Here is a 14,482-nt window from a genome sequence, read left to right on the forward strand (position 1 = left end):
TCGCCGGGCCGAATCTATCCACAGGCTGTGGATGAATGCGGGGGGCGGGAACTCAGCGCTGTATTCTCCAGTCCGGTTCACCGGTGGAGTCGGTGTCAGCAGCGCCAGGCTGCCTTTGCGCTATCGGTCTGCTGCGCTTGGCGCGATACAGATCGGCGTCGGCCGCCCGGTATATCTCCGCCCAGCGACACGTAGCGGGCATGCAGACCAGTCCGACACTCCACTCGGCACGATGTGCGCGCCGAAGCCGCTCGATGATGTGCCAGGCCTCTGCCTCGTGAACGCCCGGCATGAACAGGACGAACTCGTCGCCCCCGAGTCGGCCGAGCACGTCTCGCCGCGTGAGTTCGGCTTTCCACGCCTTCGACAGGCGTGAGAGCAACACGTCGCCTGCGATGTGCCCGTACTCATCGTTGATCTGCTTGAAGTTGTCCAGATCGAGCACCGCCACGCTGACCGACAGCCCGCGAGCAGCACAGGCCGGGAGCACCTTGTCTATCTTGGATTCGAATCCGAAGCGGTTGAGGAGCCCCGTCAGGACGTCGTGTGTCGCCGAATAGCGCATACGTCGGGCGAAGGTACCGAATACTTCGGTGGAGCCGACTACTCCGAGCGCAATGAGGATGTACGCGATGAACGGCGCGTCGTATGGCGCCACAGCGGTACCCGCTACCGTCGAAAGCGCGACGAACGCAGCCCATATGCCCGCATTACGCTCGGACCAGAACGCGCCGACGTGCATGCCCAGGAACATCGCGGACTGCACGCTGACGAGAAGGGTCGGCAGGGCGGTACTGACAGACGACGTCAACGCCAGAGCGAGGGTAGCCATGAACGTGACACTGCCGATGGTGCGCTTCGGGCTCGGCTGCTTCGATCTCAGAAGCGCTACCGCAGACGCGATACCGAGAGCCGACGCCGCGAGAACTGCGAGCCGACCCGTCACCCCCAGTTGGCCCCACGATGCGCTTCCACCAGCGATGGAAAGAAGCGTCGTTCCCACGACGAAAACCAGCAGTGTCAGGGCCGCTTCATCGAGCTCGAGTTTTCTCACTCGCGAATGGCCCCGCACGGGTACACGCGGAGGCGTCCCAGATGCCTGTTCCGTCGACTTCGATTCGGCATGGCCCACCTCCCATGGTCGCGTCATGTGAACGTAGGCAGACGCGCTCTACGTGCCGGACCCTAACACTTACAGACGACACTCGATCCGGTAGATGAGTCGCCGGAGAAATCACTCTCGAGATCGGTGCGCCGAGGCGATCAGCTCGAATATCCACCGGAACCGGCAGACAAAAAAGATGACGCCCAGCTGGTGCTGGGCGTCATCTTGTGTCTTCGTGAAACTGTGGAGCCTAGGAGATTCGAACTCCTGACATCTGCCTTGCAAAGGCAGCGCTCTACCAACTGAGCTAAGGCCCCGGGTCTATCCGGCGAGCGAACAACACGTTACATGTTCACTTACCTTTTGCAACAACCGGTCTCTGACAACCGGTTTCACCTCACCATAGGACGTTCAGGCAGCGGTGACTTCGTGCCAGACACCGTCTCCGCTACGCACTGCTCGCAGCTTCATCACTGTCAGGATCACTGTCACAACCGCACCGGCGAGGACGAGAATCTTCACGAATCTCATCCTCTCCGCCTTCTGGTTGTGGGCCTAGGAGGACTTGAACCTCCGACCTCTTCCTTATCAGGGAAGCGCTCTAACCGCCTGAGCTATAGGCCCTCGAACCTCGGTCACAGGGACCATTTAATTCGAGGAAATTATTCTCCTCGAACCGAGGAGTGAGGTTACCGCATCGAGCCGCTGTACTCCAAAACGGCTCGACGCGGTGCCGTCTTACGCCGTGTCAGTCCCGATCCGCGAGCGTCACTTCGACGCCCCCGACCAGGTCCGACGACAAGTTGTAGATGAACGATCCGATCGTCGTCAGTGCAGTGAACAACACCACATTGAGGATTCCGATGACAGCTGCGTAGCCGAACACCTGACCTGCACTCACCAGTCCGCCACCGCCGTCCTCGTTGACGATCTCGGTGAAGGCGCTGTTCAGTCGGTCCCACACACCCATGCCGTCCAGAACGGCATACAGAAGCCCGACTGCCACCATCCAGACGAAGAACAAGGACACCGCGATCACCAACGAGATCTTCAGCGTCGACCACGGATCGATCTTCCGGATCTGAATCGTGGCCCGGAGCGGCTCGCCCTCTACCCGCGCAGCAACCGCAACCGGGGCAGGAGCCTTCTGTGCCTCGCTACTGGGCGCCGGATGTCGAACCGAGGACAAGTCCGGCATGTCCTTCGCCAGATCCTTGCGTTCGATATGACGAGTCGGACCGTCTATGACGGCGGCTTTCGACTTGGCATCTTCCCGCCGCTGAGCTTTCGCCCCCTGACTTTCGCCACGAGGACTTTCGCCACGAGCTTGCGCGGTGGGAGTGACTGGCCCATCGGCAGGCGATCCGGCCGGCAACGCGCCAGTTCGAGTCGACAGATTGGTCTGCGGCTGGTTCTGCGCACGATTCGCGGTCTCGTGCTGACCCTGAACCTGACCCCGTTGCCACGGTGGCGATCCCTGCGCAGACCGGTTGGCCCCCGCACCGTCCGGCGCACCCGCAGAATCGGTGCGCTCTTTCGGCAAAGCAGTCGTCGGAGGTTGCTGACTTCCGGCCCTCAGCGGATCCAGTGGAGCCGACGCCGATTCCGGCGCTGCAGCAGGCATCGCCGCCGAAGGCTTCTCACGCGGACGCTCGGGCACACTTTTCACCGTAGGTGAAGCCTGAGTGGGCGGTGGCTCCGCCGCGGTCGGTCGAGGTGCAGGCTGCACCCCTGACGGAGGCTGGACACCCGGTGAAGTTGGGGCCCCCGGTGGATTCTGCGGCCGCTGCGGGGCGGGCTGCTGTGCACGCTGTTCGGTTGGAGCCGAAGCTGCAGGGTCGGTTCGTTGACCGGGAGCTCCCTGCTGTGGGGGTCCCTGCTGTGGGGCGCTCTGAGCCGGCGGCCCTTGCGGTGGGCGGCCTGGCGCCTGGGTCTGTGGCCCCTGCGTCGGCCGTGCCGGAGGGCGTGTACCGCCCTGCGGCGTCGGCGATCCTGCCGCGGCCGGCCTCAGTGGTGCCTGCTGCGGCGGGGTACGTCCGGGCTCCGGTGCGGAAGGAGGCCGTGCGGCCGGTTGCGGTCGCGCGGCAGCATCGCCTTGTTCGCCCTGCGGGGCCGGCCTGCTACCGGGCCTGTTGGGAGTACTCACTACGACTCCTTCGGTGCATCTTCTTCGGTGCCCTCAGCGCCCAACTCGGGCTCATCGGCATTGCGGGCAATAGCGAGCAGTGTGTCGCCTTCACCGAGATTCATCAACCGAACGCCCTTCGTCTGTCGGCCGGCTTTCCGGACCTGCTTAGCCGCGGTACGAATGACGCCGCCCCCGGATGTGATGGCATACAGCTCGTCATCATCGTCGACGATAAGAGCCCCCACCAGCGTGCCACGCTTCGGATCGTACTGAATCGTCAGCACGCCCTTTCCGCCTCGGCCCTGCTGCGGGTAGTCCTCCATCGCAGTCCGCTTCGAGTAGCCACCCGAAGTTGCGACCAAAAGGTACTTGCCTTCGCGGACGACATTGAGGGACAGTAGCCGATCTTCACCGTTGAATCGCATGCCCTGTACACCGGATGTCGCCCGACCCATCGGACGCAGCACTTCGTCCGTAGCCGAGAAACGGATGGACTGGCCCTGCGCGGAGACGAGAAGCAGGTCGTCGTCCGAGGACGCCAACACTGCGCCGACCAATTCGTCTTCACCACGAAGGTTGACCGCCACGATGCCGCCGCTTCGGTTGGAGTCGAAGTCGGTGAGCTTGGACTTCTTGACCAGACCACCCTTGGTCGCGAGGACCAGGTAGGGCGCATCTTCGTAGGTCTGGATCTGAATGACCTGAGCTATCCGCTCGTCCGGCTGGAAGGCGAGCAGATTGGCAACGTGCTGACCACGCGCGGTGCGGTTGGCTTCCGGCAGCTCGTAAGCCTTCGCGCGGTAGACGCGGCCCTTGGTGGTGAAAAACAGAATCCAGTCGTGCGTCGAGCAGACGAAGAACTTGCTGACGATGTCGTCCTGCTTGAGCCCCGCACCCTGAACACCCTTGCCGCCGCGCTTCTGCGAACGGTAGAGATCGGTCCTGGTGCGTTTCGCGTAGCCCGTCTCGGTGATGGTGACCACGACGTTCTCACGGGCGATCAGATCCTCGTCGTTGACGTCTCCGTCGGAAGCGATGATCCGGGTGCGCCGGTCGTCGCCGAATTTCTCGACGATCTCGGCGAGTTCGTCGCGCACGATCTGGCGTTGACGCTCGGGCTTGGCAAGGATGTCCTCGAGCTCGGCGATCTCGATTTCGATCTCTGCCAACTCGTCGATGATCTTCTGACGCTCGAGGGCAGCAAGCCGCCGGAGCTGCATCGCGAGGATCGCGTCGGCCTGAATCGTGTCGACCTCGAGCAAGTCGATGAGGCCCGTGCGGGCGGAATCGACGTCGGGAGAGCGGCGGATCAAAGCAATGACCTCGTCGAGCGCGTCGAGCGCCTTGACCAGTCCACGCAAGATGTGTGCGCGCTCCTCCGCCTTACGCAGTCGGTATCGCGTACGACGGACGATCACTTCGAGCTGGTGAGCCACGTAATAGCGGATCATCTGGTCGAGACGCAACGTACGCGGGACGCCGTCGACGATCGAGAGCATGTTCGCCCCGAAGCTCGTCTGGAGCTGGGAGTGCTTATAAAGGTTGTTCAGCACCACCTTCGCGACGGCATCGCGCTTGATGGTGACGACGATGCGCAGGCCGACGCGGTCCGAAGACTCGTCGTCGATCTTCGAGATGCCACCGAGCTTGCCGTCGCGCACCTGCTCGGCGATCGAAGTGATCATGTTGTCCGGGTTGACCTGATAGGGCAGCTCGGTGATCACGATCGTCGCGCGACCGTTGGTATCTTCTTCGATCTCCACGACGCCGCGCATCCGGATGGATCCGCGGCCCGTGGAGTAAGCATCCTGGATTCCCTGGCCACCGACGATGAGTCCGTGTGTCGGGAAGTCCGGGCCCTTGACGCGTTCCATGCACGCGGCCAAGGTGGCTTCCTCGTCCGCCTCGAAATTGTCGAGGGCCCAGAACACTGCTTCACCGAGCTCGCGCAGGTTGTGCGGCGGAATGTTCGTGGCCATACCGACGGCGATTCCGTTGGATCCGTTCATCAACAAGTTGGGCACCCGCGACGGAAGTACCGTCGGCTCTTGGGTTTTGCCGTCGTAGTTGGGAATGAAATCGACGGTTTCCTCGTCGATGTCGCGCAGCATCTCCATCGCGAGCGGGGTCAGACGTGCCTCGGTGTAACGCATTGCGGCGGCACCGTCGTTGCCGCGTGATCCGAAGTTGCCCTGACCGTCGACCAACGGGTATCGCATCGACCATGGCTGAGCCAAACGGACCAACGCGTCGTAGATCGAGCTGTCGCCGTGCGGATGGTAGTTACCCATCGTTTCGGCAACGGGGCGTGCGGATTTGACGTAGCTGCGGTCGGGACGGAAACCCGAGTCGTACATGGCGTAGAGCACCCGGCGGTGGACCGGCTTCAAGCCGTCTCTGACCTCGGGTAGCGCACGGCCGACGATGACGCTCATCGCGTAGTCGATGTAACTACGCTGCATTTCCTCTTGAATGTCGACCGGATCGATCCGGTCTCCACCCTCGGCGTTGGTGGTCGAACCCGGAGGCGGTCCTACTGGTGGTTCGGTGATATCGGACATAAGGCTTTTCTCCTAGAGAAAGTCACCGTAGGTCAGCACGACAGAGCCGGGCTGACCTACGGACATCAACTAAACGTCAAGAAAGCGAACATCTTTGGCGTTGCGGGCGATGAAACTGCGACGAGCGGGCACGTCCTCGCCCATCAAAACGCTGAAGAGTTCGTCTGCAGCTGCAGCGTCGTCGAGAGTGATCAAACGCAAGACGCGCACCGACGGATCCATCGTCGTTTCCCACAGTTCCTTGGGATTCATCTCACCGAGACCTTTGTAGCGCTGCACACCGTCCTCGACGTTGATCTTGCGCTTGTTGGCCAGACCGGCCTCGAGCAAACCGTCTCGCTCGAGATCGGAGTACGCGAAATCGGGTTCGCCGCGGCTCCACTTGAGTTTGTACAGCGGCGGCATCGCGAGGTAGACGTGGCCATGCTCGATCAAGGGCCGCATGAAACGGAACAGCAAAGTCATCAGCAGCGTGGAGATGTGCTGGCCGTCGACGTCGGCGTCGGCCATCAGCACGATCTTGTGGTACCGCAGCTTGGTGATGTCGAACTCGTCGTGAATACCGGTACCGAATGCGGTGATGATCGCCTGGACTTCGTTGTTCTTGAGCACGCGGTCGATGCGGGCTTTTTCGACGTTGATGATCTTTCCGCGAAGCGGCAGGATCGCCTGGAACATCGAGTCTCGGCCGGATTTGGCCGAGCCGCCGGCGGAGTCGCCCTCCACGATGTAGATCTCGGACTTGCTGGGGTCGTTGGAACGGCAGTCGGCTAGCTTGCCCGGCAGTCCACCGATATCGGTTGCGCTCTTGCGCCGCACCATTTCTCGCGCCTTGCGCGCAGCCATACGAGCCTGCGCCGAAGACACAGCCTTGTTGATGATGGTTTTGGCGTCGGCCGGGTTCGACTCGAACCAGTGCGAGAGATGCTCGTTGCAGGCCTTGAGAACGAACGAGCGAACCTCGGTGTTGCCGAGTTTCGTCTTCGTCTGGCCCTCGAACTGCGGCTCGGCCACGCGAACCGAGAGAACAGCGGCCAATCCCTCACGGATGTCGTCGCCGGTGAGATTCCCGTCCTTCTCCTTGACGAGCTTCTTTTCTTTGGCGTACTTGTTCACCGTCGCCGTCAACGCCGTGCGAAAACCTTCTTCGTGGGTTCCACCCTCATGGGTGTTGATGGTGTTGGCGAAGGTGTGAACCGACTCTGAGTAACCGGCGTTCCACTGCATCGCGACCTCGACCTCGTGGCCCGTGCCCTTACCGGTGAATCCGACGACAGAGGTATGGATCGGGGTCTTCTTCGCATTGATGTGCTTGACGAAGTCGACCAGGCCATCCGGGTAGTGATACGTCCGCTTCCGTGCCTTCGGGGGCTTGGCAACGGCGGCTTCGGCCTGTTCCTCGGTAGCAGACTTCGGGGCAAGCGCAGTTTCGCCCAACTCGTCTTCGGTTACTTCGGCGACGGCAATGCGCTCGTCTGCGAAGTTGATGGTCAGACCCTTGTTGAGGAAGGCCATTTCCTGCAGACGGCGATGCACGGTCTCGAAGTTGAAATCGAGGGTCTCGAATATTTTGCCGTCCGGCCAGAAGCGCGTCCTGGTGCCGGTGTCGCTGGTATCGCCGACGGTCTCGAGCGGACCGGGTTTGGCGTAATCGTACGTCTGGGTGTAGCGATGCCCGTCGCGGGAGATCGTGAGCTCGACCTTCGTGGACAGTGCGTTGACCACGGAAATACCGACGCCGTGCAGACCACCGGAGACCGCGTACGAGTCCGAATCGAATTTTCCGCCTGCATGCAGCTGGGTCATGACGACCTCGACGGCGGGAACACCGGAGGAGTGGGTGTCGACGGGCATTCCTCGACCGTCGTCAGCGACCTCGACGCTGCCGTCATCGTGGATCGTGACGTCGACAGTCGATGCGTATCCGGCCATCGCTTCATCGACGGAGTTGTCCACAACCTCCCAAATCAGGTGGTGCAGGCCTCGCTCACCGGTCGAACCGATATACATACCGGGTCTCTTACGGACTGCTTCGAGCCCCTCGAGAACCGTGATCGACGAAGCGCCGTAATCCTTGTTATCGCTCTTACCTGACTTTTGGGCAGTCACGGTTGGGTTGTTCTCCTTCTACGTATCTTCGACTCCCCCTCGCACCACACGGTGCTGCCGCATCGAAAACACACTCGTGGTGCTCCGGCACGGAAGCGACACACCGTCATGGACGTCTGCCGCTTTCGCGGTGGACGTCCTTGTTCGGCAGAGTCGATCCGAAGGGCTTCTTTACGTTACCGCCCTATACTACTGGCACACCCTGCCGGCATGGGGCCAATGACACCCCAAACTAGCCCCTGAATGGCTCACAGACGCATTTTCTCGGAGTGCGACGACAAAGATGGACGGTAGATCCACCCTCGAGGGTCAGAGATCCAACACGATCCGGTCGCCGCTCGAGCGGGACACGCAGATCAGCATTTCCTGCTCCTGCTCGTCCGAGGTCAGCCTGTGTTCGCGGTGTTCGGGCTTCCCACTGAGAACCCGCACGCGGCACGTCCCACAGAATCCCTGCTGGCAGGAGTAGCTGACATCGGGCCGAATCTCCCGAATCGCCTCCAGCACAGTCTTGTCCGCCGGGACGGTGACCACTGTTCCGGAATTCACCAGCTGAATCTCGAACTCCACTCCGCCGCGCACCGGTGGCGCAGAGAACCGTTCGAAATAAAGGTGTGTGGCAGGGAACGCGTCGAACGCCGTCCGCACACCCTCGATCATCGGCGGTGGACCGCAGCAATAGACAGCACCGCCGACAACGGGCTCGAGCAGTGTCGGGCCGGACGGCACACCTTCGACATCGTCGGTGCGTACCGTCACGCGGTCGGAATCCCACGTCACTATCTCGTCGAGAAACGGCATCGATTCGCGGGAACGCCCGCAGTAGACGAGATGCCAATCCATACCCACTTCGCGAGCGGCACGCACCATCGGAATGATCGCAGTGATCCCGATTCCACCGGCAACGAACACCGCCTGCCCGCTCGGTACGAAAGGAAACCCGTTGCGTGGTCCGCGAACCACAAGTTCAGCTCCCTCCTCGAGGGCATGCATTTCCTGTGAGCCACCGCCGCCGTCCGGGATGTACCGCACCGCAACGGTGTAACTGTCGAGGTCGGCAGGATCACCGCACAACGAGTACTGCCTACGACGTCCCGAAGGCAAGTGGAAGTCCAGGTGCATTCCCGGCGCCCAGGCCGGCAACGGCGCCCCGTCGGAAGACCGGAAAGTCAGCTGAGCCACGCACTGATCGACGCAGAGGATCTCTCTTCGGTCGAGAGTGAGTGAAACGGTACGCACCATTTCCGGCGCAGCGTACTCACCGGAATACGATCCGTCGTCGAGAAGGGCGAACCACTTGTCCAGGGCATCGGTGACGATCGACACCGTCTGGTCCGACGCGGTCCGCCCGTACAGATCACCCGGAATGACTCGGCCCACGCGGAAGGCCTCGACCGATCGCGTCATATTTGCCCACTTGCGCCGAAAACCCAAGGCACTCACCGTGCAGCTGCGCGTGCAGCAGGGGAAGTGGCGAGATATTGCACCGCCTGCGCGGTGGATCCTTCCTGTGACGGGTGGTAGTCGGACCGCAGATAGCGCAGCGATGCTTTCCATAACGACTTCGGACTCGGAAAGAGCCCTCGAGCAGCAACCCGGCGATAGTCACGCAAGGAGGGGCGGCGTTTTTTCGGTGGCAAAGCTGCCAACGTCGGGTCCTGATCCATCAAGAACCGCACCCCGCGCGTCCAGAACCACACCATGGTCGGCGCGATGGCAATGTAAGTTCGCAGCCGTCGTGCCGGTCGTACGTCGAAGTACTGCATGACCTCGAAAGCCACCGATCGGTGCTCGACTTCTTCAGCCCCGTGCCACCTCAACAGGTCCAACATGGTCGGGTCGAACTCGACGACGTCGAGCTGCCGGGCATTGAGAACCCAGTCCCCGAGAAAAGCCGTCAAATGCTCGACCGCTGCGATCAGCGCAATGCGCTCCACCAGGCTGTTGCGCGTATGCCCGGACCTGTTTCCCAGCGCACGGCCGAACAGAAATCGCATTTGCTCGACGTACGGCTCGACATCGATCCCGTAGGCGGTGAGCTGGTCGAGGACCTGCGTGTGGGCCTGAGCGTGCATTGCTTCCTGCCCGATGAATCCGATGACGTCCTCTTTGAGCTGCTCGTCATGGATCAAAGGCAGAGCTTCTTTGAAAGTACGGACGAACCACTCTTCGCCCTCGGGCAGAAGAAGATGCATCACGTTGAACAGATGGGTCGCCAGCGGGTCGGCGTCCACATAATGCAGCGGCAACGAGCCCCAGTCGAACGAGACATTCCTGGCCTGCAGAATGACCCTGTCATCCGGCGTAGGCGCGTCGACATTGTGCGTAACCGCGACGGTCGAGTGCCCGTTACGGTCCGAAGATCGAAAATTCTTGGGTAACACTGCATCCCTTCGTCGACTGCGTCGGCTGCCCCGAGCCAACAGCCTTGGTGGAACCGAGTGGATACGCATCCGAAAACGGCCAATCACCCACAATACCCTTGAATCACCGGCGAAGTTGTGATAATCCCACTCTAGAAATATCACGAATAGGAGGATTTACCCATACGTGTCTCGGGGACCCCTACCCTTGACGTGGCGATCACCCTTACGCCAGCTTTTCGTGGTGGGTCCGGTGATCTTCAGCGACTTCACGATCCCGTGGCCGACTGCGGCGGCGATCTTGGCCAGAATCTGTGCCTGCATCAACCGAAGTTGAGTAGCCCACGCCGTCGACTCCGCCGATATGCTCAAAACGCTGTCCTCGAGCTTGACAGGGACAGCGTGTGCCGCAATGTCCTCGCCGACGACGGTGGGCCAACGCCCCATCACCGTGCCCTCTGCCACTTTGTCGGACCATCCACGGTTCTTTGCAATCGAACCGGCCACCGAACCGAGTGTCTGTGGGTCGCGATCGTCTGGTCCGGCCCCGGACCATCCACGCTTGCGTCGGCCTCGAAGCGCGCGAACTCCACCGCTGGGCGACGACCGTCCCTGCCCCACGGACTTGCCACTCGCCTTCGCCGCCGCACGTGCGTCCTCGAGGGCACGTCGAGCAAGATCCACTCCGCGTGGTTCGTTCTCCGGATCTTTACTTCCGGCATCATCGGTCATCAGCACACATTTTCATCGAGGGGAGTGATGGTGGAGATTCGACCCGAATCTCCCTGAACAGCTTCGACGCCGAAGCGCCTGGCATCAATTTCGGCCGGAATGTCCTCGGCGACCGCAGCTGTAATGATGACCTGCTCCGCCCCGGAAGCCACTCGCGCAAGTGCACTTCGACGTTTGCGATCCAGTTCTGCGAATACGTCGTCGAGCATCAAAACCGGGTCGCTGCCCTCGGCACGGAGCAGCCCGAACGACGCCAACCGCAATGACAACGCAAAGGACCACGATTCGCCATGGCTCGCATAGCCTTTCGCCGGCTGATCACCGAGCCCAAGTTCGAGATCGTCCCGGTGAGGTCCGACCAAGCAGACTCCACGTTCGATCTCACGCGTACGCATCGTCGAAAGTTGATGCAAGAAAGCAGCTTCCAGTACCTCGACATCATCGGATTCGGGCTCGCGATTTGGATCCGAGAACTCCGGTGGCAGCGCTTCGGCGAGACTGCTGCGGTACTTGATCGTTGCGGGGCGTGACTCCGGGGCAATCGACGAGTAGGACTCGGCTACATGAGGTGTCAGCTCGTGTACCAAACCTATTCTTGCGGAAAGCAACTCCGCACCATGCGCAGCAAGATGCCCATCCCAAACATCCAGAGTCGCCAATGCGCCCACCCCGTCGCTCGAGCTCGAGCCGCGTCGCAAGGATCCACCTGCCGTCTTGAGCAATGCCGATCGCTGACGGAGTACCTTGTCATAATCTGCTCTGACAGCCGCCATTCGGGGACGACGCGTCGTCAACAGTTCGTCGAGGTACCTACGACGCTCACCTGGGTCTCCGCGCACCAACGCGAGATCCTCGGGTGCGAACAACACACTGCGCAGTACCCCCAGGATTTCACGAGGCCGTCGCACCGGAGATCTATTCATTCTTGCTTTGTTCGCCCGGCCCTCGAGGATCTCGACATCGATCGTCAATTCGCGACCCTGATTTATCACCGATGCACCCGCAAAGGCCCGCTCCGCACCTGCTCTGATCAGCGGCGCATCCGAAGACACACGGTGAGAGGACAACGTCGAGAGGTATCCGAGCGACTCGAGCAGATTCGTCTTCCCATGCCCGTTGGGACCGACGAACACCACCGAGCCAGGACCGAGATCAGTGGTGACGTCATCCCACGAACGAAAATCGCGAAGAGTGAACGAACGAACGAACAAGGCTATTTCTTGGGGTCGGGTGCTCGAAGTAATTCATCAGCACCTGCCCGCTTGACGGCGTGGCCGCCGAACTGGTTACGAAGAGCCGACACAGCCTTCATAGCGGGCGAATCGTCCTGCCGCGAAGCAAATCTCGCGAACAGTGCGGCCGAGATAACCGGCACTGGGACCGCATGTCTGATCGCTTCTTCCACCGTCCACCGACCTTCACCCGAATCTTCCGTGTAACCGGAGATCTCGCTGAACTCGGGGTCCTGGGCCAAGGCTTGAACCAGCAGATCGAGCAGCCACGAACGAACGACGGTCCCTTTGCTCCACGCACGTAGCACCCCGTGGACGTCCTGAACGAGTTCTTCCGCCTCGAGCAGCTCGTATCCCTCGGCATAGGCCTGCATGAGCCCGTACTCGATACCGTTGTGGACCATTTTCGAGTAGTGACCTGCGCCGACCGGGCCAGCGTGGACGAACCCGTCGGCACGCTCACCCTCTGGGCGTAAGGCGTCGAAGATCGGAAGGGCGCGTGAAACGTCCTCCTCGGAACCGCCCACCATGAGGCCATATCCGTTTTCGAGTCCCCAGACACCACCGGACACGCCGGCATCGATGTAACCGATGCCTTTCGCTGCAAGTCGTTCGGCGTTCGCGGCATCGTCGGTGAACCGGGAGTTGCCACCGTCGATGACCAGATCACCCTTGTCGAGTACCTCGCTCAACGACGCGATCGTGCTTCGGGTGATGTCACCGGACGGAACCATGACCCACACGACCCGCGGCGCCACCAACGTCTTGGCCAACTCCTCGAGGGACGGGGCGTCGGTAACCTCTGGTCTTGGGTCGTACCCGATCACTTCGTGTCCGTGCGCACGCAGACGCTCGCGCATGTTGAAGCCCATTTTCCCGAGGCCGACCAGTCCCAGCTGCATGAGGAGATGTCCTTCTCTAGTGTGCGGATGCCCCTTGGTGTCGAGTAAACCGCATCCGGACGTGTTCCGTATCCGATCAGCCAGGTAGTCGAACCGGCATCAGCAGATACGTGTACGCGCTCTGCGGTGCTGGAAACTTGCCCGAAGAATCCGGAACGAGCTCATCGTCGGAAGTCGGACGCAGAACTGCCGGCCGACTGGGAGTGGTGAACCCGAACGTGACTTTTTCACTGTGCAGCGACGACAATCCGTCGATCAGGTACCCCGGGTTGAAGGCGATCGTCAATGCCTCACCTTGGAAGTCTGCAAGCAGGCCTTCTTCGGCACGCCCGGCATCGTCACCGCCCGCGGAGAGAAGCACACCTTCGGCCGAGAACTCGAGGCGCACCTGGGCACCGCGCTCGGCAACCAACGCGACGCGTTTGATGGCTTCGACGAGCGGAGCGATCTCCACGACCGCGACGGCCGTGTGTTCCGGTGGCAACAGCTGGCGGAACTTGGGAAAGTCTGCATCCAGGAGTCGGGTCGTAGTGCGACGGCCTTCGCTGATAATTCCCAGCAAGCCGTCAGCGCCGATGGTCGACCCCGAACCCAGTGCGAGTTCGACGGGTGAGCTCGCGTTTCCGACCAAGGTCTTCGCGGACTCGGACAGAGTCTTCGCAGGTATGAGAACTTCGGTCGTGACGTCTTCGCCGACGGGTGTCCACTCGAGTTCGCGAACGGCCAGGCGGAATCGGTCGGTAGCTGCGAGCACGACCTTGGTGCCCGCAATCTCGACTCGGATACCGGTCAGCATCGGAAGGGTGTCGTCTTTGCCTGCCGCAACTGCAACCTGCGCGATGGCTTCGGAGAACACCTCGACCGGAATCGATCCGGTCTGCGTCGGCAGCTCGGGAAGCTGAGGGTAGTCCTCGACGGGCATCGTCGGCAGCGAGAACTTCGCACTGCCGCAGTTGATGAGTACTCGAGTTCCCTCGACACCGACGTCGACGGGTTTGTTCGGGAGAGATTTCGTGATATCGGCCAGAAGCTTGCCGGAGACGAGGACTCGACCGGCAGTTGCGACCTCAGCAGATACCCGGACCTGGGCTGATACCTCGTAGTCGAACCCAGAAACAGTCAGACCCTGCTCGTCGACGGCGAGAAGAACTCCACCGAGAACGGGAACGGGCGGCCTGGACGGGAGGCTTCGAGCAACCCAGGCAACGGAATCGGAAAAATCTTCGCGAGCAACGCGAAACTTCAGACTTCCAAGCTCCATCGCTAAAGTCTTTCCTCTCGTTCGGCAGCAGTTCGTTCCCACAATGTCTGCGGTGAGCGCGGCGTGCGCTCATGACCGGTGCATCGAAG

The 14,482-nt window shown here is 61.4% G+C and carries 11 protein-coding genes and 2 tRNA genes; all 13 read right to left on the reverse strand.

The window, feature by feature from the left end; translation table 11 throughout:
* Positions 1-52 precede the first annotated feature (52 nt).
* The 13 genes from ABIB36_RS05575 to dnaN all read right to left on the reverse strand — a co-directional run bounded on the left by ABIB36_RS05575 (position 53) and on the right by dnaN (position 14,393).
* Positions 53-1,054, reverse strand: coding sequence for a GGDEF domain-containing protein (locus ABIB36_RS05575; protein ID WP_256895843.1), 1,002 nt, complete (start codon positions 1,052-1,054; stop codon positions 53-55).
* A gap of 295 nt (positions 1,055-1,349) precedes the next feature.
* A tRNA-Ala gene (locus ABIB36_RS05580) sits at positions 1,350-1,422 on the reverse strand.
* A 94-nt stretch (positions 1,423-1,516) separates the two neighbouring features.
* A complete protein-coding gene (locus tag ABIB36_RS05585) occupies positions 1,517-1,636 on the reverse strand; it encodes a DLW-39 family protein (protein ID WP_354560361.1) in 120 nt (39 codons plus the stop codon).
* Positions 1,637-1,655: 19 nt separating this feature from the next.
* Positions 1,656-1,729, reverse strand: a tRNA-Ile gene (locus ABIB36_RS05590).
* 124 nt (positions 1,730-1,853) lie between these two features.
* Positions 1,854-2,765, reverse strand: coding sequence for a DUF3566 domain-containing protein (locus ABIB36_RS05595; protein ID WP_354560360.1), 912 nt, complete (start codon positions 2,763-2,765; stop codon positions 1,854-1,856).
* 485 nt (positions 2,766-3,250) lie between these two features.
* A complete protein-coding gene (gene gyrA, locus ABIB36_RS05600; protein ID WP_084348249.1) occupies positions 3,251-5,794 on the reverse strand; it encodes a DNA gyrase subunit A in 2,544 nt (847 codons plus the stop codon).
* A gap of 69 nt (positions 5,795-5,863) precedes the next feature.
* A complete protein-coding gene (gene gyrB / locus ABIB36_RS05605) occupies positions 5,864-7,903 on the reverse strand; it encodes a DNA topoisomerase (ATP-hydrolyzing) subunit B (RefSeq protein WP_084348250.1) in 2,040 nt (679 codons plus the stop codon).
* 309 nt (positions 7,904-8,212) lie between these two features.
* Positions 8,213-9,310, reverse strand: a complete 1,098-nt coding sequence (locus ABIB36_RS05610) for a PDR/VanB family oxidoreductase (protein ID WP_354560358.1) — start codon at positions 9,308-9,310, stop codon at positions 8,213-8,215.
* 32 nt (positions 9,311-9,342) lie between these two features.
* Positions 9,343-10,287, reverse strand: coding sequence for a metal-dependent hydrolase (locus ABIB36_RS05615; RefSeq protein WP_502944903.1), 945 nt, complete (start codon positions 10,285-10,287; stop codon positions 9,343-9,345).
* A 156-nt stretch (positions 10,288-10,443) separates the two neighbouring features.
* Positions 10,444-10,998 carry a DUF721 family protein gene (locus ABIB36_RS05620; RefSeq protein ID WP_084348340.1) on the reverse strand — a complete coding sequence of 185 codons (555 nt, stop codon included), beginning with the start codon at positions 10,996-10,998 and terminating at the stop codon, positions 10,444-10,446.
* Entirely contained in the window at positions 10,998-12,209 is a 1,212-nt protein-coding gene (recF, locus tag ABIB36_RS05625) for a DNA replication/repair protein RecF (RefSeq protein ID WP_084348253.1), read from the reverse strand. Before recF ends, ABIB36_RS05620 begins: the two co-directional genes overlap by 1 nt.
* 2 nt (positions 12,210-12,211) lie before the next feature.
* Positions 12,212-13,132 carry a phosphogluconate dehydrogenase (NAD(+)-dependent, decarboxylating) gene (gene gnd / locus ABIB36_RS05630; protein WP_354560355.1) on the reverse strand — a complete coding sequence of 307 codons (921 nt, stop codon included), beginning with the start codon at positions 13,130-13,132 and terminating at the stop codon, positions 12,212-12,214.
* A gap of 76 nt (positions 13,133-13,208) precedes the next feature.
* On the reverse strand, positions 13,209-14,393 hold the full coding sequence (gene dnaN / locus ABIB36_RS05635) for a DNA polymerase III subunit beta (RefSeq protein ID WP_354560354.1): 1,185 nt from the start codon (positions 14,391-14,393) through the stop codon (positions 13,209-13,211).
* Between the last annotated feature and the right edge of the window lie 89 nt (positions 14,394-14,482).

Source organism: Rhodococcus sp. UYP9 (assembly GCF_040547235.1).
Taxonomy (GTDB): Bacteria; Actinomycetota; Actinomycetes; order Mycobacteriales; family Mycobacteriaceae; genus Rhodococcoides.

Excerpts from the sequence above, each read along its gene's own strand:
- ABIB36_RS05585 (WP_354560361.1), bottom strand. The coding sequence starts at position 1,636 with ATGAGATTCGTGAAGATTCTCGTCCTCGCCGGTGCGGTTGTGACAGTG.
- gyrA (WP_084348249.1), bottom strand. The coding sequence starts at position 5,794 with ATGTCCGATATCACCGAACCACCAGTAGGACCGCCTCCGGGTTCGACC.
- ABIB36_RS05610 (WP_354560358.1), bottom strand. The coding sequence starts at position 9,310 with ATGACGCGATCGGTCGAGGCCTTCCGCGTGGGCCGAGTCATTCCGGGT.
- ABIB36_RS05620 (WP_084348340.1), bottom strand. The coding sequence starts at position 10,998 with ATGACCGATGATGCCGGAAGTAAAGATCCGGAGAACGAACCACGCGGA.
- gnd (WP_354560355.1), bottom strand. The coding sequence starts at position 13,132 with ATGCAGCTGGGACTGGTCGGCCTCGGGAAAATGGGCTTCAACATGCGC.
- dnaN (WP_354560354.1), bottom strand. The coding sequence starts at position 14,393 with ATGGAGCTTGGAAGTCTGAAGTTTCGCGTTGCTCGCGAAGATTTTTCC.